Annotated in this window: 23 protein-coding genes; 17 read left to right on the forward strand and 6 right to left on the reverse strand. The window is 72.2% G+C overall.

Annotated features, from left to right (window positions below):
* Positions 1–45: 45 nt before the first annotated feature.
* Entirely contained in the window at positions 46–2937 is a 2892-nt protein-coding gene (locus tag IO39_RS11765; RefSeq protein ID WP_043620206.1) for a glycoside hydrolase family 2 TIM barrel-domain containing protein, read from the forward strand.
* A 288-nt stretch (positions 2938–3225) separates the two neighbouring features.
* On the opposite strand, the gene tuf is transcribed toward IO39_RS11765, so the two are convergent.
* Both tuf and IO39_RS11775 read right to left on the reverse strand, forming a co-directional pair.
* On the reverse strand, positions 3226–4404 hold the full coding sequence (tuf, locus tag IO39_RS11770) for an elongation factor Tu (RefSeq protein ID WP_043620209.1): 1179 nt from the start codon (positions 4402–4404) through the stop codon (positions 3226–3228).
* Positions 4405–4630: 226 nt separating this feature from the next.
* Complete coding sequence (locus IO39_RS11775; RefSeq protein ID WP_043620213.1) at positions 4631–5926, reverse strand: UDP-glucose dehydrogenase family protein; 1296 nt, start codon at positions 5924–5926, stop codon at positions 4631–4633.
* A gap of 455 nt (positions 5927–6381) precedes the next feature.
* Here IO39_RS11775 and IO39_RS11785 point away from each other — a divergent pair, with 455 nt between their 5' ends.
* From IO39_RS11785 to IO39_RS11810, 5 genes are all read left to right on the forward strand, one after another.
* Positions 6382–6648 carry an alpha/beta hydrolase family protein gene (locus IO39_RS11785; protein ID WP_281200072.1) on the forward strand — a complete coding sequence of 89 codons (267 nt, stop codon included), beginning with the start codon at positions 6382–6384 and terminating at the stop codon, positions 6646–6648.
* On the forward strand, positions 6612–7922 hold the full coding sequence (locus IO39_RS11790) for a serine hydrolase domain-containing protein (protein WP_245641925.1): 1311 nt from the start codon (positions 6612–6614) through the stop codon (positions 7920–7922). Before IO39_RS11785 ends, IO39_RS11790 begins: the two co-directional genes overlap by 37 nt.
* Positions 7923–8137: 215 nt before the next feature.
* Complete coding sequence (locus IO39_RS11795) at positions 8138–9853, forward strand: PucR family transcriptional regulator (RefSeq protein WP_043620225.1); 1716 nt, start codon at positions 8138–8140, stop codon at positions 9851–9853.
* Between the two features lie 596 nt (positions 9854–10449).
* Complete coding sequence (locus IO39_RS57610; RefSeq protein WP_084772711.1) at positions 10450–10926, forward strand: adenine nucleotide alpha hydrolase family protein; 477 nt, start codon at positions 10450–10452, stop codon at positions 10924–10926.
* Positions 10923–12443, forward strand: coding sequence for a multicopper oxidase family protein (locus IO39_RS11810; RefSeq protein ID WP_043620234.1), 1521 nt, complete (start codon positions 10923–10925; stop codon positions 12441–12443). The genes IO39_RS57610 and IO39_RS11810 overlap by 4 nt, the downstream gene beginning before the upstream one ends.
* A 211-nt stretch (positions 12444–12654) precedes the next feature.
* Here IO39_RS11810 and IO39_RS11815 read toward each other — a convergent pair whose 3' ends face one another.
* Complete coding sequence (locus IO39_RS11815; RefSeq protein ID WP_043620238.1) at positions 12655–13890, reverse strand: FAD-dependent monooxygenase; 1236 nt, start codon at positions 13888–13890, stop codon at positions 12655–12657.
* 82 nt (positions 13891–13972) lie between these two features.
* On the opposite strand from IO39_RS11815, the gene IO39_RS11820 reads away from it, so the two are divergent.
* Positions 13973–14575, forward strand: a complete 603-nt coding sequence (locus IO39_RS11820; RefSeq protein ID WP_043620241.1) for a TetR/AcrR family transcriptional regulator — start codon at positions 13973–13975, stop codon at positions 14573–14575.
* Positions 14576–14850: 275 nt separating this feature from the next.
* Positions 14851–15357, forward strand: a complete 507-nt coding sequence (locus tag IO39_RS11825) for a hypothetical protein (protein WP_157548210.1) — start codon at positions 14851–14853, stop codon at positions 15355–15357.
* A 29-nt stretch (positions 15358–15386) separates the two neighbouring features.
* Here the strand turns inward: IO39_RS11825 and IO39_RS11830 are convergent, their stop codons facing one another.
* Positions 15387–15716 (reverse strand): hypothetical protein, encoded by a 330-nt coding sequence (locus IO39_RS11830; RefSeq protein ID WP_043620246.1) that lies wholly within the window; start codon positions 15714–15716, stop codon positions 15387–15389.
* Positions 15717–16029: 313 nt separating this feature from the next.
* On the opposite strand from IO39_RS11830, the gene IO39_RS11835 reads away from it, so the two are divergent.
* The 9 genes from IO39_RS11835 to IO39_RS52505 all read left to right on the forward strand — a co-directional run bounded on the left by IO39_RS11835 (position 16030) and on the right by IO39_RS52505 (position 23869).
* Positions 16030–17460: a CUAEP/CCAEP-tail radical SAM (seleno)protein gene (locus tag IO39_RS11835; RefSeq protein ID WP_043620474.1), complete on the forward strand. Its 1431-nt coding sequence runs from the start codon at positions 16030–16032 to the stop codon at positions 17458–17460.
* A gap of 16 nt (positions 17461–17476) precedes the next feature.
* A complete protein-coding gene (locus IO39_RS11840) occupies positions 17477–18508 on the forward strand; it encodes a class I SAM-dependent methyltransferase (RefSeq protein ID WP_043620249.1) in 1032 nt (343 codons plus the stop codon).
* The gene (locus IO39_RS11845) at positions 18505–19665 is read left to right on the forward strand and encodes a pyridoxal phosphate-dependent aminotransferase (RefSeq protein ID WP_043620252.1); all 1161 of its coding nucleotides are present in this window, start codon (positions 18505–18507) and stop codon (positions 19663–19665) included. The genes IO39_RS11840 and IO39_RS11845 overlap by 4 nt, the downstream gene beginning before the upstream one ends.
* Positions 19662–20522, forward strand: a complete 861-nt coding sequence (locus tag IO39_RS11850; protein WP_043620255.1) for a 2OG-Fe(II)-dependent halogenase WelO5 family protein — start codon at positions 19662–19664, stop codon at positions 20520–20522. The genes IO39_RS11845 and IO39_RS11850 overlap by 4 nt, the downstream gene beginning before the upstream one ends.
* A complete protein-coding gene (gene merB, locus IO39_RS11855; protein ID WP_043620259.1) occupies positions 20519–21283 on the forward strand; it encodes an organomercurial lyase in 765 nt (254 codons plus the stop codon). The genes IO39_RS11850 and merB (IO39_RS11855) overlap by 4 nt, the downstream gene beginning before the upstream one ends.
* Before the next feature lie 3 nt (positions 21284–21286).
* Complete coding sequence (locus tag IO39_RS11860; protein WP_052422771.1) at positions 21287–22003, forward strand: DUF169 domain-containing protein; 717 nt, start codon at positions 21287–21289, stop codon at positions 22001–22003.
* A 40-nt stretch (positions 22004–22043) separates the two neighbouring features.
* Positions 22044–22694, forward strand: coding sequence for an organomercurial lyase (gene merB / locus IO39_RS50515; RefSeq protein WP_052422772.1), 651 nt, complete (start codon positions 22044–22046; stop codon positions 22692–22694).
* Between the two features lie 99 nt (positions 22695–22793).
* Complete coding sequence (locus IO39_RS11870) at positions 22794–23414, forward strand: LysE family translocator (protein WP_211266983.1); 621 nt, start codon at positions 22794–22796, stop codon at positions 23412–23414.
* A gap of 311 nt (positions 23415–23725) precedes the next feature.
* Complete coding sequence (locus IO39_RS52505) at positions 23726–23869, forward strand: hypothetical protein (protein ID WP_211266984.1); 144 nt, start codon at positions 23726–23728, stop codon at positions 23867–23869.
* A 21-nt stretch (positions 23870–23890) separates the two neighbouring features.
* Here IO39_RS52505 and menC read toward each other — a convergent pair whose 3' ends face one another.
* Both menC and IO39_RS11880 read right to left on the reverse strand, forming a co-directional pair.
* Positions 23891–24991 (reverse strand): o-succinylbenzoate synthase, encoded by a 1101-nt coding sequence (gene menC, locus IO39_RS11875; RefSeq protein ID WP_043620262.1) that lies wholly within the window; start codon positions 24989–24991, stop codon positions 23891–23893.
* Positions 24988–25767, reverse strand: a complete 780-nt coding sequence (locus IO39_RS11880; RefSeq protein WP_043620264.1) for a hypothetical protein — start codon at positions 25765–25767, stop codon at positions 24988–24990. Before IO39_RS11880 ends, menC begins: the two co-directional genes overlap by 4 nt.
* Positions 25768–25796 lie beyond the last annotated feature (29 nt).

Consider the following 25796-nt stretch of genomic DNA (forward strand, 5'->3'; position numbering starts at 1 on the left):
ACCCATCGCTGACGAAACCACAGCGAACCTCTAGGCTCGGCGGAGATGGATCTCGAAACTTTCACCCCCGGTTCGGGCCGGCTCGCCCCCAGAGCCGCACTCGCCTCCGACGCACCCGTCATCGACCTCAACGGCACCTGGCGCTTCCGCCTGTCACCCACCGCGAACGTGCCCGGCGACTTCGCCGAGCCCGGCTACGACGACGCGGACTGGGACGACCTGTCCGTCCCCTCCCACTGGGCCCTGCACGGGCACGGCGCCCCCGCCTACACCAACGTCTCCTTCCCCATCCCCATCGACCCGCCCCGCGTGCCCGACGAGAACCCGACCGGCGACTACCGCCGCGCCTTCGACCTGCCCGAGGGCTGGACCGGCGGGCGGTTGCGGTTCGAGGGCGCCGAGTCCTTCGCCCGGGTCTGGCTCAACGGCCACGAGCTGGGCTTCTCCACCGGCAGCAGGCTGCCCGTCGAGTACGACGCCGGCCCGTACCTGCGGCCCGGCCGCAACGTGCTGGCCGTGCGGGTGCACCAGTGGTCGGCCGCCACGTACGTCGAGGACCAGGACATGTGGTGGCTGCCCGGCATCTTCCGGGACGTCACGCTGACCCGCTCCACCGCCGACGTCTACGTCCGCGCCTCCTACCGCGACGGCCGCGGCACGCTGGCCTACCTGGAGGGCGCCGGCCCGCTGAGCATTCCGGAGCTGGACGTCTCCGGCCTGGAGCCGGGGTCGGAGGTCACCGTGGACGCCGAGCCGTGGACGGCCGAGACCCCGCGCCTGTACGACGCCGTGGTCACCTGCCCCGAAGAGACCGTACGGCTGCGCGTCGGCTTCCGCACGATCTCCATCGAGGACGGCGTGCTCCTGGCCAACGGCCGCCCGCTGCTGCTCAAGGGCGTCAACCGGCACGAGTTCCACCCGGAGCACGGCCGGGCGGTGCCGTACGAGACGATGCGCGAGGACGTGCTGCTCATGAAGCGGCACAACGTCAACGCCGTCAGGACCAGCCACTACCCGCCCGACCCCCGCTTCCTCGACCTGTGCGACGAGCTGGGCCTGTGGGTGATCGACGAGTGCGACCTGGAGACCCACGGCTTCGGGGAGGTCGGCTGGCGCGGCAACCCCACCGACGACCCGCGCTACGCCGACGCGCTGCTCGACCGCATGCGCCGGATGGTCGAACGCGACAAGAACCACCCCAGCGTCATCATGTGGTCGCTGGGCAACGAGGCCGGCGTGGGGCAGAACCTGGCCGTCATGGCCGACTGGACGCGCGAGCGCGACCCGTCCCGGCCGCTGCACTACGAGGGCGACCGGTCCTGCGCGCACACCGACGTCTACTCCCGCATGTACGCCTCCCACGCCGAGGTCGAGGCCATCGGCCGGCACGAGGAGGAGCCGCTCGACGACCCCCGCCTGGACGCGCGGCGCCGCGGCATGCCGTTCCTGCAGTGCGAGTACGCCCACGCCATGGGCAACGGCCCCGGCGGGCTGGCCGAGTACCAGGAGCTGTTCGAGCGGTACCCGCGGCTGGCCGGCGGGTTCATCTGGGAGTGGATCGACCACGGCCTGACCCACCCGGAGCACGGGTACGCCTACGGCGGCGACTACGGCGAGCCCGTGCACGACGGCAACTTCGTGATCGACGGGCTCGTGTTCCCCGACCGCACGCCCTCGCCCGGGCTGCTGGACCTGAAGAAGGTGTTCGAGCCGGTCAGGTTCGAGTTCGGCGACGGCGTCGTGCGCGTCGTCAACGGCTACGGCTTCACCGACGACCTGTCCCACCTGCGGTTCACCGCCACCGTGCAGGTCGAGGGCGAGACGGTGGCCGAGCACGTTCTCGACGTGCCTGCCGGGGGCGGCGAGTGCAAGCTGCCGGACCTCACGGGCGGGCCGTCGGGTGAGCGCTGGCTCACCGTGCGCGCCGAGCTGGCCGCCGACCAGCCGTGGGCGCCGGCCGGGCACGAGGTCGCCTGGGGCCAGGCCCTGCTGGTACGGCCCGCGCCCCGCGCGGTCGAGACCATCATGGCGTTCACCCGCGGCGACACCCGTTCCGGCGCCCCTGACGACGCCTCCGCCGCCACGCGGGGCGGCTCTCTGGGCGGTGCCCGTGGCGGTGCCCGTGGCGGTGCTCGCGGTGGTGCTCGTGGGGGTGGCGGGGAGCTGGTCGCGGGGGACTGCGCGTTCGACGCGGTGAGCGGGCGGCTCGTGCGGCTGTTCGGGACCGAGGTGGAGGGGCCGCTGCTCGACCTGTGGCGCGCCCCGACCGACAACGACCGGTACGGCGGGCTCGAAGCCGCCTGGCGCGGCCTCGGCCTGCACCGGCTCACCCACCGGACCGACGACGTCTCGCTCGGCGACGGGCTCACCGTGCGGACCCGGGTCGCGGCGGCGGCCACCGACCTGGCGATGCGCGCCACGTACCGGTGGACGTACGACGGCGGGCTGCGGCTGCTGCTGGACATCGAGCCCGAGGGCGACTGGCGGGTCCCGATCCCGCGGCTCGGGGTCACGATGACGCTGCCGGGCTCCTCGGTGGACCGGGTGACGTGGTTCGGGCTGGGGCCGGGCGAGGCGTACCCGGACACCGGCATGGCCGCCCGCGTCGGCCGCTGGTCGGGCACGGTGGAGGAGCTGCAGACGCCGTACGTGTACCCGCAGGAGAACGGGCACCGCGCCGACGTGCGGTGGGCCGAGCTGGGCGGGATCAGGGTGTCGGGGGAGCACACGTTCGGGCTGACCGCGCGGCGGTGGAGCACCGCCGAGCTGGCCGCGGCCCGGCACCGGCCCGACCTGGTGGCGGGGGACCGGGTGCACCTCCACCTGGACCTGGCCCACCAGGGCATCGGCACGGCCACCTGCGGCCCGGGCCCGCTGCCCGCCTACGACCTGATGGCCCGCCGCGCCACCCTCAGAGTCCGCTTCGACCCCGCCTGACCCCCGCACCGGCCCGCCCGGCCACCGGGCGGGCCGCGCCGGGCTTCCGGGCGGGCCGCGCCGGGCTTCCGGGCGGGCCGCGCCGGGCTTCCAGGCGACAGGCGAAAGGTGAAAGGCGAAAGGTGAAAGGCCGGGTCCCACATCACGCAGGACCCGGCCTTTGACCGGATGGGACCGTGCCCCATGGGGCGGTCCCCCTGTCGAGGAGGACCGCCCCACGGGAGCGTCAGCCGGTGGCGGGCACGTCGAGGACCGTGCCCCCGGGACCGCCGGTCCCGGGCGGGTGCGTCAGCCGGTGGTGGGCACGTCGAGGACCGTGCCCGCGCCGACCGTGAGGCCGCCCTCGCGGATCGCGAAGCCGAGCCCCGGCTCGACGGCGACCGCCTTGCCCAGCTCGACCCGCACCTCCACCGTCTCGCCCGGCAGCGCCTCGGCGCCCTCGGGCAGGACGAGCTCGCCCGGCACGTCCGTCGTCCGCAGGTAGAACTGCGGCCGGTACCCGGACGCGACCGGCCGCCGCCGCCCGCCCTCCTCCGGCGTCAGGAGGTAGACGCGGGCGGTGAACGAGCCGTGGGCCCGCTGGCTGCCCGGCGCGGCCAGCACCATCCCCCGCCGGACCTGCTCGCGGCGCACCCCGCGCAGCAGCACGGCGGCGTTGTCGCCGGCCTCGCCCCGCTCCATCGTCTTGCCGAACGTCTCCACGCCCGTCACGACCGCGGAGAACCCGTCGCCGAACCCGACCACCTCGACCGTGTCGCCGACGCGGACGGTGCCGCGCTCGATGGCCCCGGTGACGACCGTGCCCCGGCCGGTGACCGTCAGCACGTTCTCGACCGGCATGAGGAACGGCGCGTCCACGTACCGGACCGGCACGGGGATGTGCTCGTCCACCGCCTGGAGCAGCGCGTCGATCGACGCCGTCCAGGCCGGGTCGCCCTCCAGCGCCCGCAGCCCGGACACGCGCACCATCGGCACGTCGCGGTAGCCGTGCTCGGTCAGCAGATCCTGCAGCTCCAGCTCGACCAGGTCGGTCAGCTCCGGGTCGGCGCCGTCGGCCTTGTTGACGGCCACGACCAGGTGCTCGACGCCGACGCGCTTGGCGAGCAGCACGTGCTCCCTGGTCTGCGGCATGATCCCGTCGTGCGCGGACACGACGAGGATCGCGCCGTCGAGCTGCGCCGCCCCCGTGATCATGTTCTTCACGTAGTCGGCGTGGCCCGGCATGTCGACGTGGGCGTAGTGCCTGGTGGCGGTCTCGTACTCGACGTGGGAGATGTTGATCGTGATCCCCCTGGACGCCTCCTCCGGCGTCCGGTCGATCCGCTCGAACGGCGTGTACGTGGCCTGCCCCCGCTCCGCCAGGACCTTGGTGATCGCGGCGGTGAGCGTGGTCTTGCCGTGGTCGACGTGCCCCATCGTGCCGATGTTGAGATGCGGCTTGTTACGGACGTAGGCCTGCTTGGCCATGGTTCCTTCCCTTACGACCTGAAGCTTCCGTGACCCGTCAGGGTCGTCAACCTCCCCCCGCCGGGTCACTTCTGGACAAACGGGAAGAGGTCAGCGCTCCAGGCCGTCGCAGGCACGCTCGAACGCACCGAGCAGCAGTGCTGCGGGCGTCGTGTGGTGAGCGTGCCGGAACATGAGGAACATAGTGCGGTGCTCAGCACCGCGCCGCAACGGATTATTCCGCGCCCTACGGCCGGCCCACGCTCATGTAGGTGAACCCCAGGGCGCGCATCTCCGCCGGGTCGAGCAGGTTGCGGCCGTCGAAGAGCACCGGCCGGCGCATCGCCGCGGACGCCTTCGCCCAGTCGACGTCCTTGAGCTGCGGCCACTCGGTGACCACGATCGCCGCGTCCGCGCCCTCCATGGCCAGCTCGGGGGTCTCGTGCCGGGTGGTCGAGGTCCACGGCTCGGTCTCGGCGGGGCGGGCCATCGGGTCCCAGCAGCGCACCTCGGCGCCCTCGGCCAGCAGCCGCCCGGCCAGCACGGTGCTGGTCGCCTCGCGCATGTCGTCGGTGCCCGGCTTGAACGTCAGGCCGAGCAGCGCCACCCGCATGCCGGTCAGCGTGCCCAGCTCGTCTTTCAGCTTCTGGATGGCCCGGCGCTTCTGCAGGTTGTTGACCTCGATCACGGCCGACAGGAGCTGCAGGTGGTAGCCGGTGTTGCTGGCGAGCTGGCGCAGCGCCTCGGAGTCCTTGGGGAAGCAGGAGCCGCCCCAGCCGATCCCCGGCCGCAGGAAGTGGGGGCCGAGGCGGTGGTCGAGGCCGACCGCGCGGGCGACCTCCTCGACGTCGGCGCCCGTCTTCTCGCACAGGGTGGCGATCTCGTTGATGAAGCTGATCTTCGTGGCGAGCAGCGCGTTGGAGGCGAGCTTGACCATCTCGGCCGAGCGCACGTCCATCACGACGACCGGGCCGTCGACCCCGTCGTGCAGGTCGGAGATCAACTGCGCCGTGGCGTCGTCGGAGGCGCCGATCACGATGCGGTCGGGGTGCAGGAAGTCGGTGACCGCCCGGCCCTCGGCGGTGAACTCCGGGTTGGCGGCGTAGCCGACGTGGGCCAGGCCTGCTTCGTCCATCGTGGCCCGCACCCGCGCGCCGGTGCCCACCGGCACGGTCGACTTGACCACCACCGCCTTCAGGTGCGCGGCGCCCTCCAGCGACCTGATGACCGACCAGAGCCGCGACAGGTCCGCGTCGCCGGAGGCCGACGGGGGAGTGTCGACGCACACGTAGGCGATCTCCGCGCCGTCGAGCGTCTCGCGCAGGTCGAGGGTGAAGGTCAGGCGCTCCTTGTTCCTGGCGATCAGGTCGCCGAGGCCGGGCTCGTAGATCGGCACGTCGCCGGAGCGCAGCAGGTCGACCTTCTCCGGGTTGATGTCCCGGACCACCACCCGGTGACCCAGCTCGGCGAGGCAGGCACCGGTCACCAGACCGATGTAGCCGGCACCGAACACGGCCACCCGCCGTTCCGGCTTGCCAACCATGGCTGACCATCCAATCTCGCGGGCGCCCTCGCGGGAGCCCGCTGCTCGGGAGAGTGAGTTTGCCGAAACCGGCGGAGGATCTTCACCCTAACGTTCTCACTGCCATTCTCCCCGAACGCACCTGGTCCCCGATCCGCACCCCTCCCCGCCCCACGTGGCCCGCCGGTCTCACACACTCCGCCGGCCTCACATGCCCCGCCCGTCTCTCACGCCCGCCGGTCTCCCACGGCCCCGTCGGTCTCACGGTTCCGAGCGGGCGGGAGGTTGGTGGCGCACACAACGCGGGGCCCGGCGTTCGTCGTGCAGACCGAAGCAGGGCCGTCACGCATCACCTACGGTGGCGACATGCCCCATCTAGGCCTCGACGACCTCTACCGCTTCGCCGTCCCCTCCGATCCGGCCCTGCGCCCGGACGGCGGCGCTGACGGACGCCGCGTCGGGGGAGACGCCGCGACCTGACGGCCCAGTCCCCGATGACCCGGGCCGGCGAGGTCACCACGCCCACCCTCCTGCTGCACGGCGAGAGCGACGACCGGTGCCCCATCGGCCAGGTGGAGCAGTGGTTCGCCGCGCTGCGCGAGCGGCGGGTGCCCGTCCGGCTCGTGTGGTACCCGGGGGCCTCCCACCTGTTCATCATCGACGGCCGGCCCTCACACCGGTACGACTACAACGAAAGGATCATCGCGTGGCTGGAGCAATGGGTCAGCGGCTCCCCGAGCTGATCGCCGAATACGAGGTGCCCGGCGCGGCGCTGGCGTACCTGCACCAGGGAGAGCTGCACGAGTTCGCCGCGGGCACGCTCAACACCGCCACCGGCGTCGAGGCCACCACCGACTCGCTCTTCCAGATCGGCTCGGTCACCAAGGTCTGGACCGCCACCCTGCTCATGCTCCAGATCGAGCGGGGCAGGCTCACGCTCGACACCCCGGTGGCCGAGGTGCTGCCGGAGTTCAGGGTGGCCGACGCCGAGGTCAGCGAGACCGTCACGATCCGGCACCTGCTCACCCACACCAGCGGCATCGACGGCGACCTGTTCCTCGACACCGGGCGCGGCGACGACTGCGTGGAGAAGTACGTCGCGGCCTGCGCCGACCTGGCCCAGAACCACCCGCTCGGCGTCACCCAGTCCTACTGCAACTCCGGCTTCACCATCGCCGGCCGCGTCCTGGAGCGGCTGGCCGGCAAGCGCTGGGACGACGTGCTGCGCGAGGACATCGTCGAGCCGCTCGGCCTCACCCACACCTGGACGCTGCCCGAGGACGTGCTGCGCTTCCGCGCCGCCATGGGCCACATGGACGGCGCGCCCGCCCCGGCGTGGGGGCTCATGCGCTCCGCCGGACCGGCCGGGCTCATCTGCGCCCGCCCGGCCGACGTGGTGGCCTTCGCCCGGGCGCACCTGGAGGGCGGGCTGCTCGCCGACCCCCGGGCGATGTGGGAGCCGCAGGTGGACATCCCCAACCCGTACGCGCTGGGCCGCCAGTGGGGCATCGGCTGGATCCTGGACGAATGGGACGGCCGGCGGGTCATCTCCCACGGGGGCAACACCATCGGCCAGCACGCCATGCTCTGGGCCGTGCCGGACACCGGCACCATCGTGTGCGTCGCCGCCAACGGCGGCCACTCCGGCTCCTTCACCCGGGCCGTCGCCACCGAGCTGTTCAAGGAGCTCGACGGCCTGACCGTGCCGCCCGTGCTGGGCCCGCCCGAGACGCCCGTCGAGGTGGACGCGGGCCGCTACCTCGGCGTCTACGAGCGCGCCGGGGCCCGCATCACGGTGTCGATGCGCGACGGCGCGCCGTGGCTGCGGATGGAGGCCACCGGCCCGCTGGCCGCGCTCCAGGAGCCGCAGGAGTGCGAGCTGGTCGCGGTGGACGAGACCACGTTCGTCTTCAAGTCGCCCGACGACCCCGACTGGATGTCCGCGGTCTTCTACCGGCTGCCCGACGGCTCCCCGTATGTGCACCTCGGCGCCCGCGCGACGCCGAAGACCGCCTGACGGCGCCCGCGCCACCCGGGGATCGGCTGACACGGGACGCCGAAGACCGCCTGGACGGCGCCCGCGCCACCCGGGGATCGGCTGACACGCGCCCGCCCCGCCCGGGACGACCCCGCCCAGGGCGGCTCTCGGCGGGGCGGGCGCGTGGGCGGTCCGCGTGTCCGCGCGGGCCGGCACCGGAACGGACGGGCCGCGGAGTGGACTATTTTGGCACCATGAGGGACCGCCCCCGCGCCAGCCTCGGGCGGATCATCCACGACCTCGGCACCACCGTGCTCGACGTCGCCGCCTCGCCGGGCGACCTCGACGCCGAGGTGACGGGCGTGCACATCTACGACCCGCTCGACGAGCTGATCGTGCCCGCCGGCGCGATCCTGCTCGCGGTCGGCGTGCAGGGCGCGGCCGACATCTGCGGCCTGCTCGCCCGCGCCCCCCACGCGTCCGGCGTCGTGGTGAAGCTGCCGGTCGACGTGGACGAGCGGGTGCGCGCCGCCGTGCTGGAGACCGGCGTCGCCGTGCTCGGGCTGACCAGGGCCGCCTCCTGGGCGCAGGTCGCGGCGCTGCTGCGGTCGCTGCTGGCCGAGGGAGACCTGGCCGAGCCCGGCGACGGCGCCCACGGCGACCTGTTCTCCCTCGCCAACGCCGTCTGCGCGCTGCTGGACGCGCCCGTCACGATCGAGGACCGCTCCTCGCGGGTGCTGGCCTACTCGGGGCGGCAGGACGAAGCCGACCAGGGCCGCGTCGAGACCGTGCTGGGCCGCCAGGTGCCCGAGCGCTACCTGCGCCTGCTCGACGAGCAGGGCGCCTTCAAGCGGCTCTACCAGAGCCAGGAGCCGATCCACATCGAGCTGCACGACGGCGTCGCGATCACCAACCGGGCCGCCGTGGCGGTGCGGGCCGGCGACGAGATCCTCGGCTCCATCTGGGTGGCCGTGCGCGAGCCGCTCAGCGCGCAGCGGCGGCGCGCGCTGGCCGACGCCGCCAAGATCGTGGCGCTGCGGCTGCTGCGCGAGCGGGCCGGGGCCGACACGCAGCGGAGGCTCCGCGCCGACCTGCTGTCCACGGTGCTGGCGGGCGGGGCGGACGCGGCCGAGGCCGCCGGCCGGCTCGGCATCGCCACCGCCCGACTGTGCGTGCTGGCCGCCCAGCTCACCGACCCCTCCCGCGCCGCCTCCTCCCCGAAGACCCCGCACGGGTCCTCGCGCGGCGCCCCTGCCGGCGTCCTCCACGGAGCGGCGCAGGCGGCGCCGGACGCCGGTCCCGCCGATCACGCCGCCGACAGCGCGCGGGCCGAGAGCGACCGGCAGCGGTTCTGCGACGCGCTCGCGCTGCACGTCGCCGCCATCCACCCGAAGGCCGCGGCGGCGCTGGTCGGCTCCGTCGCGTACGCGGTGCTGCCCCTGACCCCCGGCGGCGACGAGGAGGCCAGGGCCGTGCGCGTGGCCGAGAGCTTCCTGGACAGGGTCGGCCCCCGCCACGCCGCCAACATCGGCGTCGGCCGCCTCGCGCTCAACCTCGCCCAGGTCGCCAGGTCACGCGCCGACGCCGACCGGGCCCTGCGCGTGCTGCGCACCCGCACCGCCGCCGACGGGGTCGTCGGCCGCGCCGCCGGCTACGCCGAGGTGCACTTCGAGTCGCTGCTGCTCCAGGTCGCCGACGTGGCCTGCGCCGAGGAGCAGGCGCCCACCGGCCCCTTCCAGCGGCTGCTCGACCACGACGCCGAGCACGGCACCGAGCTGGCCGCGACGCTGGAGGCCTACCTCGACGCGTTCGGCGACGTGAGCGTGGCCGCCGCCCGCGTGCACGTCCACCCCAACACCTTCCGCTACCGGCTCAAGCGGCTGGTCGAGATCGGGCGGCTCGACCTGAGCGACCCCGACGCGCGGCTCACCGTGCAGCTCCAGATGCGGATCTTCGGCAGCCGGCACTAGGACTTCAGGATGGAACTGACGGCGGCCATGAAAGCGATTCTGATCCACTTACTGTGATCTCCTCGCGAGTGTCGCGAACCCCGCCGGCGGGGGCCCGCGCGGGCGGCACCCGTTGGGTCGTCCGCCGGCGGAGCCGCCGGTCGCGCCAGGTCCTGGCGCTCGTCGCGTCGCTGTTCGCCATCCCCGGCAACGTCCTGCTGGAACGCAAGATGCTGCTGAACCTCAAGACCAGGGCCGGCGCTGCCGTGGCGATGTCCCCGGCAGGCCCTGACCAGCCCTGCCCGTGCGCTGAGGAGACGGGACGGCCGGAGGACGAAAACCGCAGATGGACCGGGTACGTGTCCGATACCCGGAGATGGGCATGAGGAAATCGCGGTGCAGTGCTTCGCCGCGTTCCGTGTCCTCGCTGAAGGGCGTGGCAGGCCAGGCATCCACCTGGCCGACGCGCTCGCCGCAGGCGCAGCGGACCTCGGGGAACGGCCCGGGAGGCGGGTGCCGGAGATGGCCACGCGGTTCGGCCTGCCTGCCGCGGCCGGGCTCGGTCCGGCGGCGACCTCCCGGGACGTGCACCTCGCCGATGCCGTCCGACGGGAGCGGTGACCGAACGGCTGCGCGGCGAATCGGAGACGGCCGACACCGTGGTGGTGGGCAGCAGAGGGCTGGGCGGTTTCGCCGGCCTGGTGCTGGGCTCGGTCGGGCTCGGCCTGGCCGCGTGCGCGGTGGCGTGCCGCCGGTCAGGAGCGGGCCTCGGCCAGGGCCTTTCCGAGCTCCTTCTTGCTCATGCGCGACCGCCCGGGGATGTCGGCCTTGCGTGCCCGCTCGTACAGCTCCGTCTTGGTGGGCTCGCCGCCGGTGGAGGTCGCGCGGGCCCTGCTCGGGATGGTCAGCGCGCGCAGCTGCTGCTGCCGGCGCGGGTGGAGTTCGCGCGGCCCGTCACCAAGCTGAGGCTGGACGACCAGTGGTACGGCGCCGTCGGCGGAGGCCTCACCCAGGCCACCCACGGCGGCGACGCGCCGGGGTACGAGGTGATCGTGGCCGGCGGCGCCGACACCGTCACGGTGGTCGCCGCATGAAGCGCCGCACCCTCCTGAAGGCCGGGCTGATCGCCGTGCCCGCCACCGCCACCGCCGCCGCCCTCGGCGGCGCCGGGTGGTGGTGGGCCGGCGCGGACCTGGACACCGCCGGGAAGGTCCGGTTCGTCAACCGGCTGGCCATCCCGCCGCTGGCCCCCTCCCGGCGGGACGAGGCGGGGCACAGGGTGTTCGACCTGCGGGCGAGCCCGGGCGAGCACCGGTTCCGAGCCGGCCGGCCGCCCCCCACCTGGGGGATCAACGGCCCCTACCTGGCGCCCACGCTGCGGGCGGCTCGCGGCGAGACGGTGGAGGTCCGCTTCCGCAACGACCTCCCAGAGGCCACCACCTTGCACTGGCACGGCATGCACCTGCCGGCCCGGATGGACGGCGGCCCCCACCAACCGGTGGAGCCGGGCGCCACCTGGTCGCCGACCTGGACCGTCGACCAGCCCGCCGCCACACTGTGGTACCACCCGCATCCACACAGCCGCACCGCCCTCCACGTCTACCGGGGGCTGTCGGGCCTGTTCATCGTGGACGAACCAGGCGCCCGTGGGCTGCCGAGCCAGTACGGGGTCGACGACATTCCCGTCACCGTCCGCGACCTCAACCTCACCGACCACAACGAGCTGGACGAACGGGATCGGGAACAGGGAGACGTCGGCATCGTCGGCGACCTCGTCACCGTGAACGGCACGCCGGCGCCGTACCTGCCCGTGACCACCCAGCGCATCCGGTTGCGGCTGCTCAACGGATCGAACGCGCGGACCTATCGCTTCGGGTTCGGCTCGGGGCGGGCGTTCGCCGTCATCGGCACCGACGGCGGGCTGCTGGCGGCGCCGTACGAGACCGGACACGTGCAGCTCAGCCCGGGAGAGCGTGCCGAGATCGTGGTGGCCCTGCGGCCGGGGGAACGCGATGTGCTGCGGAGCTTCCCGCCGGAGACCGGCCTGAACCCCTGGGACCGGCGCTGGACCGGCGGCGACGACACCCTGGACGTCATGGAGCTGCGTGCCGCGCCGCGGCTCGCCCCCTCGCCGCCCCTCCCGGCACGCCTGGCCGAGGCTCCCCGGCTCGTGACCGATCCCGCGACGCCGCCCGTCCGCCGCTTCGAGCTCTCCGGGTACACGATCAACGGCAGGGCGATGGACATGAACCGCATCGACTTCGCCGTCGCCCAGGGCGCCACCGAGGTGTGGGAGGTCACCGCCATCGACGACGCCCCGCACAACTTCCACGTCCACGACGTGCAGTTCCAGGTGGTGTCGCTCGGCGGCCGGCTCCCGCCGCCGGAACTGCGCGGCTGGAAGGACACCGTCCACACGCCACCCGGCGTTCCCGTCCGCATCGCCCTGCGGTTTCGCGGAGAGCCGGACCCGGCGACCCCCTACATGTTCCACTGCCACATCCTCAACCACGAGGATCAGGGCCTCACGGGCCAGTTCGTCGTCACGGCGCCCGGCCAGTCCGCGGCCCACGTTCCGGTGCCGTCCTCGCCGGCCCACCACGGGCATTGAGCGGCGGCCGGCAGGTTCTGCGAGACCGGCCGGGCCGGCCGGGGGATCGGCCGGTCAGGAGGGATGGTGGCCGGCACGGCCCGGCCTGGCGGTGGGCGGCCCCCGGCTGATCGAGCCGGCGGCAGGCGGGAGGAACTGCCGTCCTGCTGGGCGCGGCGCGGCATGGGCTCATCCGGGGCCCTGGCCGCCCGGCCGTACTGCCCGCCGAGGCTCAGGGTCTGGTGAAGGCAGGGTTCAGCATGACGTGGGTGGAGCCGAAGCGAAGCTCGTGCTGACGGCGCAGCCAGGCGCGGCGGGCCCAGCCGTACCGGCCCAGGAGACGAGCGCCGCGCTTGGCCGCCGAGTAGTGCCAGCTCGCCGCGCGCGCGTCGCCCTGGCCGCGCGCCTCCCTGCGCTGCAGCAGTTGCGCCCGCAGCACCTCGGGCTCGCGCTCGGCTTGGACGGCGCGGCAGGCCGCGTCGATGGCCGCGGGCTCGACGGGCGCGCCGGCCAGCGGAAGAAGGTGGTTGGCGGCCACGATGACGTCGCGTACGGCGAGGTTGATGCCCTGGGCACGTACCGGGGACATCGGGTGGGCCGCGTCGCCGAGGAGCAACACGCCGGGGGCCGACCATGAGGGCGCATGCCCGACCATCACGTTCAGCCGGATGGGGCCGGTGACCTGATCGCGGTGCGCGAGGACGTGGCCGGCGAGCCGGCCGGGAGCCGAGACGAGGGCGGCCGACAGCCATGCGTCGCCACGGAACTCGCTCATCCCGCCCTTCGGCATGATCAACCCGCACTGCAGCATGTCGTCCCAGGTGGTGTAGGCGATGAGCGGGTGCCGTCCGCCGCGCACCATGATGTGGAAGTCGCACCTCCCGCGTAGCCACGGCGGGGCGGGCACCTTGAACCACAACACGTCGTAGGCTTCCTCGGCCAGGGTCAGCGACAGGCCGCCACGGGTGCGCACCACCGAGCCGCGGCCGTCGCACCCGACCACCAGGTCGGCCGGCCATTCGATGCTCCGCCCGGCCCGGATGGCACGCACACCGGTGACCCGGCGGCTCGCGTCGCGTACGACGTCGGTGAACCGCGTCCGCGGGTGGTAGGCGAATGTGGGGTGAGCCTGCGCCTCCTTGATGATGCCGTCCAGCAGCGCGACCGGGGAGGCGACGCGGAAGGCCAGCGGCCCCAGCTCGGCGACGGGCTCGGGCACGGTGAGCACCTCCTCGCCGTCGATGAGGATGCGCCAGTTCTCGACCGCCCGGCCGGGAACCGCCGCCAGCAGGCGGTTCAGGCCCATCTGCTCCAGCGCCTCCAGGCCGAGAGGCATGAGACCTTCCCCCCGGAAGACCCCTCCGCCGGAGGCTTCGCGCTCCAGCAGGCGGGTTTCCACGCCGTGCCGGGCCAGTAAGAGGGCCAGCGTCGCCCCCGCCGGGCCGGCGCCCACCACCACGACCTTCATCGTTCCTCCTCGCGGGTCCAGCTCAAGTTAAAACGACACTGTGTTGCTTTGCAACACGATGTTGCTTTAACCTGTGACCCGCATGGAGACCACCGACGCCGATTCCCCGCGCCGCCGCCCGGGAGGCCGCAGCGCCCGCATCACCCAAGCCGTGCTCACGGCCACGCTCGCGGCTCTGGCCGAGAAGGGCCTGGCCGGACTGTCGATCGAGGACATCGCCGCACGCGCCGAGGTGAACAGGACGACGATCTATCGCCGTTGGGGCACCCGCGAGGCGCTGCTGGCCGACGCGCTGAGCGTGAACACGGGCCGCCAGATCGCCATTCCCGACACCGGCGACGTGCGTGCCGACCTGATCGCCTTCGCCCGGCAGGTGCGCGACGCCCTCCTGGCCCCCGCCAGCCGTAACCTGATGTCCGCGCTCGCCGCCGGCGGCGAGGCAGTGTCGGCCGACGTCGGCCGGCGCTATTGGGAGAGCCGGTTCGCCGCCGTACGCCCGGTCGTCGAGCGTGCGATCACGCGAGGCGAGCTGCCGCCCGGCACCGACCCCGACGAACTGATCATCCGCCTCGTCGGCCCCGTCTGGTTCGCCGTGTTCGGCCCGGGCCGCGAGGTGGACGACGCCTTCGTCGAGCGATGCGTGCGCGCCGTCCTGGCCGGCCTCACCCCGCGCCCCGGGGAGTAGCCACACCCCCGCGCGTACGAACCACCGTGCCGCCGCCGGCCGGGCTGTGGCGCCGCATCGCGAACAGGGGCGCCCGGGGTCACGGTCGGAAGCCCACGGACGGCCCGCGCGCACGCAGGGCCATTCCGGCCGGGCAGGTGGCCGAGGTTGTGCAGGATCGAAATCAGTGACTATCAGGAAGCCGTGGTTCGCGCCCAAGCCCGGATACGTGATGGTCCCTTGCCGGGGTACCTTTCCGGAAAGGGGACGTCGCATTTCGGAGGGTCTATGAAACCTTGGTCACCCTCTGCGCGCTGCTCGCCATCGCGAGCGCCGCATGCCGATCGGGTCCGCAAGCTGAGACCGTGCAACGGGTTTTCCCTATTACCGAACAGGCGGCAAAAGATGTGTTGGCACAACTCCTGGAGGCGGTCGGCGCCGATGGGCTGGTCGACTACTGCACGCGCTTTTCCAGCGACATTCCCGCATGCGAGGACGCCATGAAATCCGCTCTGGCAAAATGCCTCATCCCCGCCGGTGAACCGGCGATCGTTGACTCCGCCGCCGTCCGACCCGAGAAGGGCGCCGGCGGAGGCCGCACCCGAGGAGGATGGGTCCTGAGGCTGAGCGGTCGCACGATGGACGGTCAGCAGTACCTGAGTGACTTCTTCGTCACGACAGACGATCAAGAGCGGCCCCGCGCGTCCATCCCCGTGTTCTGGACCGGCGTCGGCCTGAGTGACGCCCCGTTCCTCGCCGACAGCACCAGAACCCCGCAGAACGCCTGTCCTGGCCCCGGCTGACGTCGCGTCGAGCCGGCGGAGAGCGCGGCTCAACCGCCTACGCAGCGGTCGGCCCACGCTTCTCCGGTATCGAGGATCTCTTCCAGCGGATCCGGGTACCGCAGGACGGCAGGGCTTTCGAGGCTGTCGGCAACTCGTTCGCTGAGGCCCTGACGGGCGAGACGCACCAGCTCGCCGGTGACCTCACGGACCGGGGTGGAGCGGAAGCCGGCCCGGATGCCGCGATGGGCGATGCCGCGCATCGTCGCGACGTAGTCCTCCTCAGCGTGCCCGCTGGTCAGCTCCCAGCCCGCTTGGCAGGAGGCGGTGCCGTGGACGAGTCCGGTCCGGAAGGCGGGCAACGAGGCCAGATGTTCCATAGAGACGCGGCGCCGCACCTGATCACCCGAGGCCGTCCCGCCGCCCGCGAAAGGATCAAACCCTGCCCGGCACAACAATGCGGAGGATAAAGAGCAGGCTAATGCGCCGTGCGGGTGCACGGCACTCTTGGCTAGCCGTGAGAGAACTGCTAGCCTCCCGGGTGAACAGTACGGAGTTACCCGCGCAGGTGATGAGCGGACGCCTTCACAGGCAATATCACGGGATTTCGGCGTTCCTTTTCATGCTGTGCGGCCATGCGGTTTCCAGCCTCTAGAGGAAGCGCGTTGCGCCATGGAAAAGCTCGCAACTCCGATTGATGTCGTGCTCCTTTCGACCTATGAGCTGGGGCATCAACCGTTCGGCCTGGCTTCGCCCGCCGCATGGCTGAGGGAAGCCGGTGCGAAGGTGTCGTGCCTGGACCTCGCGGTCGAGGAGCTGGACGAGTCCAAGGTCCGTGCGGCGGATCTGATCGCGGTTTATGTGCCCATGCACACGGCGACCCGGCTGGCCACGCCGCTGACCGAGCGGCTGCGGAAGCTCAACCCGGACGCCCACCTGTGCTTCTACGGCCTGTACGCGCCGGTCAACGAGGACTTCCTGCGCGGGCTGGGCGCGCACACGGTCATCGGCGGCGAGTTCGAGGAAGGGCTGGTCGTGCTCGCCGGGCGTCTGGCCGCCGGCGGCCGTGACGGCGCCGTCTCCGCAACCCAGCGGGAGCCCCTGATCTCTCTGTCGCGCCAGCGGTTCCTGGTGCCTGATCGGCGCTCCTTGCCCCTGCTGGACAAGTACGCCTACCTCTCGCTGGGCGACGGACAGCGGCGGGTGGTCGGTTACACCGAGGCGACCCGCGGCTGCAAGCACCTGTGCCGGCACTGCCCGATCGTTCCCGTGTACAACGGCCGGTTCCGGGTGGTGCAGCAGGACGTGGTGCTCCAGGACATCGACGCGCAGGTGGCCGCAGGGGCCCAGCACATCACGTTCGGCGACCCGGACTTCTTCAACGGCCCGGCCCATGCGCTGGCCGTGGTCAAGGCGCTGCACGAGCGGCACCCCCAGCTCACCTACGACGTGACGATCAAGGTTGAGCACCTCATCAAGCAGGCCGAGCATCTGCCGGTTCTGCGCGACACCGGATGCCTGTTCGTGACCAGCGCGGTGGAGTCCGTCGACGACCGGATCCTGACCTACTTCGACAAGCTGCACACCCGCGAGGACTTCATCCGGGTGGTGGGCCTGTTCCGGGAGGTGGGGCTGGGCCTGAATCCCACGTTCGTCACCTTCACCCCGTGGACCACGCCGGAGAACTACCTGGACCTGCTCACGGTCATCGCCGGGCAGGGCCTGACGGAGAACATCGCGCCCATCCAGTACGCCATCCGCCTGCTCATCCCGCGTGGTTCCCGGCTGCTGGAGCTGCCGGAGGTGACCGAGCTGGTCGCGGAGTTCGACGAGCCGTCGCTGGCCTACCCGTGGGCGCACCCGGACCCGCGCGTGGACCGCCTGTACGAGGAGGTCATGGAAGTGGTCAAGCAGACCATGCGCGCCGAGGCCACCCGTCCGGAGGCCTTCGCGCAGGTCTGGCGGGTGGCAGCCGCCGCGTACAGGGAGAGCACGGGGCGGTCGGACGTGCCGCTTGAGCCGCCCGCCGGCCCGCTGGGCGGCAACGTTCCCGTTCCCCGGCTGAGCGAGCCGTGGTACTGCTGCGCGGAACCCACCGAGGAACAGCTCACCCCATCCGTCTGACGCGAGGAGGCATCCCATGACCGTGCCGGAGAACGCGGCCATCGACGGTCAGGACGAAATCTTCAAGCTGGCCAAGGGGTACTACACGACGAAGGCGCTGCTGGCCCTGTGGCGGCTGGGCGTGCTGGAGCGGGGCGCGGCAGGGGAGGACCTGGAGCTTCCCGCCATCGCCGGTCGGCTCGGCGTCGGCGATCCCGCCCACCTGCGCCCGATCTTCGACTACCTCATCGTCCGCGGCTACCTGGAGCGGTCCGGGCAGGACGTCTACCGGCTGAGCGAGCGGGGCACGGCCGCCAGCCCGTACTTCGGCTACCTGTCGACGATGGTGGGCGCCTACGAGCCCGTCTTCTCCCGGATCGAGGACCTGCTGAGCGGCAGGCTCGTGTACGGCCAGGACGTCAAGCGCTCCCACGAGGAGATGGTGCGCGGGCTCACCTCGCTCGAAGACCGGATGATGGGGACGGTCACCGAGGTCGTACGCGGCAGTGGCGCCAGAAAGGTCATGGACCTGGGCTGCGGCAGCGCGCGCATGCTCGCGCACATCTGCGCCGGTGGCGTGCGAGGGGTGGGGGTGGACCGCGACCCCAGCTCCTGCGCCGTGGCGCGGGAGACCGTGCGGCGGGAAGGGCTGCAGGACCGGATCACCATCATCGAGGGTGACGCCGCCGATGTCACGTCCCTTCCCCGGGAGGCCGTGGAGGGGGTGGACATGATCACGGTGATGTTCCTGCTGCACGAGATCCTGCGGCAGCGCGGCCGGGACGGCACCGTACGGCTGCTGAGGGAGATCGCTGAACTGCTCGGCGAGTCCGGCAGCCTGGCCATGGTGGAGGTGTCCGGCACGGTCGACCACGCCTACCGGGAGAACCAGCTGTTCGTTCCCGAGTACGAGCTGTTGCACGAGTACACCAACCAGCGGCTGGCGGCGCGCGAGGAATGGGAGGCCATGGCGGGCGAGGCCGGAATGAAGGTGGTGGACGTGCTGCCGGTCGACATGTGCCAGGCGTTCTGCCTGGTCGCCACCCCGATCGGAGGCGCGCCCCGATGACCTCGCAGCAGCAGTGCGGTGGCCCCGCGCAGGCCCGCACCTGCATGGGGATCGTGGACGAGGCCGCGCGCCTGGAACGGCTGGGCAAGCCGGTGGTGCACCTGGAAAAGGGTGAGCTGGACCTGGACACCCACGACCTGGTCAAGGAGAGCGCGATCCAGGCGTTGCGGAAGAACAGGACCCGCTACTCCCACAGCAGCGGCCTGCCTGAGCTGCGTCAGGCGATCAGTGACTACTACGGCCGCGTGTACGGGGTGGACGTGAACCCTGCCCGCGTGGTGGTGAACTCGGGCTCCTCGGCCGCGATGCTGGAGCTGTTCCTGGCGCTTCTGGAGCCCGGTGACGAGGTGGTCATCCCGGATCCGGGCTATCCGGCGTACCCGAGCCTGATCGAGGCCGCCCGCGGCAGGGCGGTGCGCGCGGCGGCGGCCGGGCACGGCTACGTGCACACGGCCGAGCTGGCCGCAGACCACCTCACCTCATCCACGAAGGCGTTGCTGATCAACTTCCCGTCCAACCCGGTCGGCTCCCTGGCCGGCCCGGACGAGCTGCGCGCCTTCGCCGAGCTCGGCCCGCTGGTGGTGGCCGACGAGGTCTACCACGGCCTTGCCTTCAGCGACGAACGGCCACACACGATCCTGGAATACACCGGTGACGCCGTGTCCGTGGGCAGCTTCTCCAAGAGCTTCGCCATGACGGGGTGGCGCCTGGGCTACGTGATCGTCCCCGAATCGCTGCGGTCCCGCCTGACGCGCATGCACGAGTACCTCTTCGTCGGTTCCAACACCTTCGCCCAGTGGGGAGCGGTCACCGCGCTGGAGAACGCCGAGGCGATCCAGAAGCAGATCCGGGACGAACTGCGCGGGCGTCAGGAGTGCCTGCGCGACGCTCTGTCACACAGCGGCCTGCGGCCGGTGTACGAGCCCCGCGGCGGCTTCTACACCCTGGTCCACCAGCCGGAGGGAACCGGCAGCTCGGCCGCGTTCGCGGCGCGGCTCCTGGAGCACGCGCACGTCGCGCTCACGCCGGGCAGCGAGTTCGGCCCCAGCGGCGAGGGCTGCGTGCGCTTCTCGCTGAGCGCACCACGCGAACAGATCCGCGAAGGGCTGCAACGGATCACGACATTCCTCCACTCATCCGCAGAGGGCTCGCCATGACGACATACACCACGCCGGGTCGTCTCACCGGCCGGCACGGCGATCCGGCGTACTTCCGCTTCCTCGAGTACGACCACCTCGACCTCGACCCCGTCATCGACGTCCTGCACGGCAAGGTCCTGGGCGTCATCTACCGCGGCGTCATCGACGCGGAGGCCGCCGCCGAGCTGGTCCGCCGGTTCTGGGACAGCCCGGCACGCAAACGCCGGGGCGGAGAGGTCTGCGAATCGCTCGGCTACTACGTCGGCGCGTACCATTACCACAAGCCCACGGCGACCTACCTGGCGGAGAGCGCCGAGATCGCCGGCCACCTTCGGGAACTGCTCGACGTCCCGGGCGAGCCGGTGACGATGTTCCGCACGATGCTGCGCGACCGGCTCGCCGCCGACGGCGTCACCTTCCGGCCCGCCCGGCAGGACGGGGGCAGCGCCTGCCCGGTCCTGATGCGGCACTGGAACGCCGGTGGGGCGTTCGCGTTGCAACCTCACGAGGACGCCTCCCAGTGCCGCGAGCCGCAGCAGGCCGGGTTCGAGGTGCAGCGCACGCTGGAACACACCGTGTGCGCGGTGAACATGTGCCTGGAGAACAGCGACAACGGCCGCCTGGTGATGTGGAACGTGGTGCCGGACGACGACAGCAAGTCCAGGCTCGGGCTGTACTACTCCGGCAGCCCCTACCCGCCGGAGGTCCTGGACGGGATCGAGTCCATCTGGCTGGACATCCGGCCCGGCGACATCTACGTCTTCAACGGCGAGCACGTCCATGCCGTGGAGGCCAGCCCGCCCGGAGCCAAGCGTACGACCATGGCGTGGAACATGGGATTCTGCGCCGACGACACCGTGGTGAGCTGGACGTGACGGCCACGCAGGGCAGCGCGTCCTGCTCCGGCCCCGCGCCGGCCGTCGGCCCTCCTGAGGAGGTGCTGGACGTCGCCTGCCGGGCGCTGCTCAGGACCGGCGCGCCGCTCCCCCTGGAAGCGCTCGCCACCGCCATGGGAACCGGCCTCGCCGACGCCGAGCGGGAGGTCGCCACGCAGGAGAGCCGGGGACGGATGACTCGTGACGGCGACGGGCGCATCGTGGCCTCGGCCGGCATCTCGGTCGTGCCCAGCGACTACGAGCTGCGGGTCGGCGCCAGGGTGATGTGGGCGTGGTGCGCCAACACCGCCTTCGGCGTCATGAGCGCGCTGGCCATGGGCGGCGAGGTCGTCTCGCACTGCCCGGCCGGCGGGGCCCTGCTGCGCACGGTGTTCGACGGCCCGCTGCCCCGCGAGGAGGGGCGGGCGGTCCACTGGCCCAGCGACTCCTTCCGCCAGAGCTGCGGCTCGTTGGCGCAGGAGTACTGCCCCACCTTCGCGCTGTTCGAAAACGCGCAGGCCGCGCACGCGTGGGCCGGAGCCAAGGGCATCCCCGGTGAGGTGCTGCCGGTACGCGAGGCCACCGAGCGGGCCAGGGTGCGCTGGCGTAAGAGCCTGGACCTCGACGGCGAAGGCGCGGACCTGCCGCGGCTCCTGACCGCCCCGCCCCGCCGACCAGGCGCCGTCGACGTGAACCCGGCCCCCGCATCGCCTGTCGTTTCGCCTGTCGCTTCGCCTGCCGCATCGCCGACCGAGGAGTAGTGCATGGACTTCGCCACTGTGGCCCAGCGGATCAGCACCGGGCTCGGCCTCGACACGCCGCCGGTGGCTCTCACGTTCGTCGAGCAGGCTCCCGCGCAGACGGAGGTGCCTGCCGCCGCCGTGCCGTCCGCCTGCGCCTTCTGGCGCGAGGCCGAGAAGGGCGTCTTCTACGCCTCGGCCGAACGTCACCACAACTGCCCGATCGGCTCCATGGTCATGGGCTTCGAACTGCCGGAAGAGCTGAAGAGCCGGCTCGGCGAACTGGTCGGCGGCATGTGCCAGGAGCAGTATCTGCTCGCCGAGGAACCCCCGCACATCCCGGTCATGAAGCAGACCTACGCCGGCATCGTCTACGGTCCCCTGTCGCGCTGCACGACTCCACCTGACGTGGCGCTGATCTGGGTGACCGCCGCACAGGCCATGCTGTGCAGCGAAGCCATGGGCACCGCCGCCTGGACGGCCGGCGGCCCCATGCTGACCGGCCGACCCGGCTGCGCAGCCCTGCCGATGGCCATCGCCGAAGCGCACCCGCAGCTCTCGTTCGGATGCGCGGGAATGCGCACTTTTACCCAGATTGGCGATGGTCAGCTGCTTCTCGCGATACCGGGACGCTCCCTGCCCGGCTTCGCCGACACGCTCGAAAACACGCTGCGCGCCAACACGCAGATGCTTAGCTACTACCAGGGCGAACGCACCCGCTTCACCCGAAACGGCGGCTGAGCCCGCGACGACACCGCAGCCCCTCAGGGAGGACGGCGCCATGACCAGCACCGGGATCGGTCCTCCGCCCATCACCTTGGCGCCCAGGCAGGCGGCGTTGCGCCGCGCCGCCTTCCACCTGTTGCTGCGCGCACCGGACCCCGTCTCACCGCAACGGCTGGCGGCCGAACTCGGCCAGGACCTTGACACCGTGGTGGCCGACCTCGACCTGCTCGATCGGGTCGGGCGCATCCGCAGAACCCCCGGCGGCGACGTGCTGGCGAGCCTGGGCCTGACCCTGCTGCCCACCCGGCACCGCATCGCGGTGGGGACGACAGAGCGTCACACGTGGTGTGCGCTGGACGCGCTGGGCATTCTCGGCGCGCTCGCCACCGATGGCTGGATCGACTCAGAGCCTCCCTGCGGCGGGGGCCGCATCCACATCGACGTACGCGGCGGCGTCCCCATGGGACATCCGGAGTCGTACGTGCTGTTCATCGCGGAGCAGACTCCCGTCGCCTCGGTCGTCGACCAATGGTGCCCGCTGGTCAACTTCTTCCCCGACAGCGAATCCGCCCGCGCGTGGGCCACCGGGACCGGAGCCGGCGGCCGCACCCTCGGCCTGACCGAGGCCGCGCAGTACGCGACGCGGCTGTGGCGGCCACTGATCGACGTGGCTGCTCGGAGTTGCGATGCGTCCGAGGCAACCTGACCTCCCCCCGCCGCCAGTGAAGGCCGGCACGAAATGCACACCATCCGCGTCCGGCGCATACGCGGGCCCGGCTGCCGTTCACGTCCTCAAGGGTGAGGCGTGACCGGCAGCCTGCTCGCCTTCCTCGGCGTCTCCGCCATGGTCGTCATGACGCCAGGACAGGACACAGCGCTGATCATCTCGCGCACACTCAGCGGCGGACGGCGCGGCGGCGTCCTGACCGCCCTCGGCGTCTGCACCGGCCAGCTGGTGTGGACACTCGCCACCAGCGGCGGCCTGGCCGCCGTGCTGCTCGCCTCCGAACCCGCCTTCCTCACCCTGCGTTACCTGGGGGCCGCCTATCTGGTCTTCCTCGGCGTCCTGGCGATCCGCGCCGCCGTCCGCGGCGCCCCCCGAACGCACGCGGACGGACAAGAGCCACGTGTACGGCCGGAGATCACAGCCGCTGCGAGCTTCCGGCAAGGTCTGATCAGCAATCTGGGCAACGCCAAGGTAGCCGTGTTCTTCACCAGCCTGCTACCGCAGTTCAGCACCGACTTCGTGACCATGCTCCTGCTCGGTCTGATCTTCGTCCTGCTCACCTTCTCGTGGCTGTCGCTGTATGCCGTACTGATCGCACGAGTCGGAGACGTCTTGCGACGGCCGAAGATTCGCCGCGTTCTGGACTTCCTGACCGGATCGGTCCTGGCCCTGCTGGGCATCCGGCTGGCCATCGAGTAACACGGCACGCAGGATCGACAGACTGACCCGCCTTCAGCCGGAGGCTGTCGCGGCCGGTGCTCGGGCCGGCCTGCGGCAAGCGCGGGTGGTTGCATTCACCACTCCCGCGGACGCAACCCGGGCTCGGCCCGAACCGGGCCCGCCATGCTCCACCTGCGCCCCACCACACTCACCCGCCCCGGGTGCCGGCCGCCCAACGCCCCGGAGCCCGCGCATCCGCAGAGGCAAGGCCCCGCTGGGCGGCCGATCCCGCACAGCGCCGCCTGAACCCTCACCCGGCCTGAGGATCACCGGTCTCGCGCAACCTGGCCGTGGTCAGGTACGTCTCCGGCGTCGTGGCCGTCATGCACCGGGGCCGCCTGGTCGAGGCCGGGCCCGCCGAGCAGGTCGTCGGCGAGCCCGCGCACGACTGCACGCGCGCCCTGCCGGCCGCGGTGCCCCGCCTCAGACGGTGACGCGCCGGCCCGGGTCCCCGCTCAGAGGGTGATCCACTCCGTCGCGGTCGTCACCTCGTCCAGCACCGACGGGATCGGCTCCACCCCCAGGCCGGGCCCCTTGGGCACCTCCAGGTGGCCGTCCACCAGCTCGAACGGCTCGGTCACGTCGGTGGCGAAGTAGCGGCGCGAGCCGGAGGTGTCGCCGGGCAGCGTGAAGCCGGGCAGGGCGGCCAGCGCCACGTTCGCCGCCCGGCCCAGCCCCGTCTCCAGCATGCCGCCGCACCACACCGCGATCCCGTTGGCCCGGCACAGGTCGTGCACCCGCCGCGCCTCCAGGTAGCCGCCGAGCCGGCCGGGCTTGACGTTGATGATCGAGCACGAGCCCAGCGCGATCGCGGCGGCGGCGTGCTCGGCCGACTCGATCGACTCGTCCAGGCAGATCGGCGTCCTGACCCGGGTGGCCAGCTTGGCGTGCTGGACCAGGTCGTCGTTGGCCAGCGGCTGCTCGATCAGCAGCAGGTCGAAGTCGTCCAGCCGGGCCAGGTGGCGGGCGTCGGTCAGCGAGTAGGCGGCGTTGGCGTCGACCTGGAGCAGCACGTCGTCGCCGAACCGCTCGCGCACGGCCCGGACCGGCTCGATGTCCCAGCCGGGCTCGATCTTCAGCTTGATGCGGACGTAGCCCTCGTCGAGGTAGCCCGCCACGGCGTCCAGCAGCCTCGGGACCGAGTCCATGATGCCGACCGACACCCCGCACGGCACCCGCGTCCTGGCCGCGCCCAGGAACCGGCCCAACGACTCGCCCGCCGCCCGCAGCTGCGCGTCCAGCACCGCGGTCTCCAGCGCCGCCTTGGCCATGCGGTGGCCCTTGATCGGCTCCAGTGCGCGGGCGACGTCCTGGGCGTGCACGTCGCGGGGCAGCGCGGGCAGCAGGAAGCGGCGGATCACCTCGGCCGCGCCGTCGACGTACTCGGCGGAGTAGAGCGGCTCCGACATGGCCACGCACTCGCCCCAGCCCTCGGCGTCCGGCGTCACCACCCTGACCAGCAGCACGTCACGGGCGGTCTCGGTGCCGAACGAGGTGCGGAACGGCGCCACCAGCGGCATCGCGATCCGCCGCAGCTCAACTCCTGTGATCTTCACGCTCTCTCCACGATGTAGTACGACTTCCCGGAGAACCCCGTCACCTCGCGGCCCTCCGCCATCAGGCCCCCCAGCACGTCGCGCACGGCGTGCCGCCACGCCTTGCCCGCCCCGGGGTCGGCCCGGCGCAGCCCCTCGATGTCCGCGGGCACCGCGACCAGCACCGTGGCCGCGTCCACCGGCCCCGGCACCGGCCGCCCGTCCACGTCGGCCAGCGCCACCACGGCGTCCGGCGGCACCGGCACGGTGTACGGCTCCCGCCGCGCCAGCGCCGCCACGTGCGGCGCGGTCAGCGGCCAGGAGGCGAGCAGCCGGTCGGACTCGTCGCCCTGGTTGACCGCGTCGGACATGACGCCGTAGAAGCACGGCAGGTACTCCGCCGGCCTGGCGCCCAGCTTGGCCAGGTTGAAGTGCGCGTTGCGGCGCACCAGCGGGTCATAGGTCCAGGTGATCCGCTCCAGCCCGCGCTCCAGCGCCCAGCGGCGCTGGTGCTGCTTGAGCTCGAACCCGGTGCCGGGGCGCGTGGCCCCGGTGACGTGCGAGTGCAGCGCGCCGCCGGCCGCCAGGAAGCCCACCGAGCCGCCGACGAGCAGGTCGCCGTCGTAGGCGCCGGCCACGTAGCCGCCCGTGTGGGACAGCGCCCGCATCAGCTCCAGCGTCATGGGCGGCTCGCCGGGGCTGAAATGCCAGATGTCGTCGAACAGCGCGTGGACGCGCTCGAACTCCGCCGGCTCGTGGAGTTCCCTGACCTCGATCAACGTACCGCCCTTCCGCATGACACTCCATGGCGACGGTATGCCATCCG

This window comes from Nonomuraea candida, from assembly GCF_000725485.1.
GTDB lineage: Bacteria > Actinomycetota > Actinomycetes > Streptosporangiales > Streptosporangiaceae > Nonomuraea > Nonomuraea candida.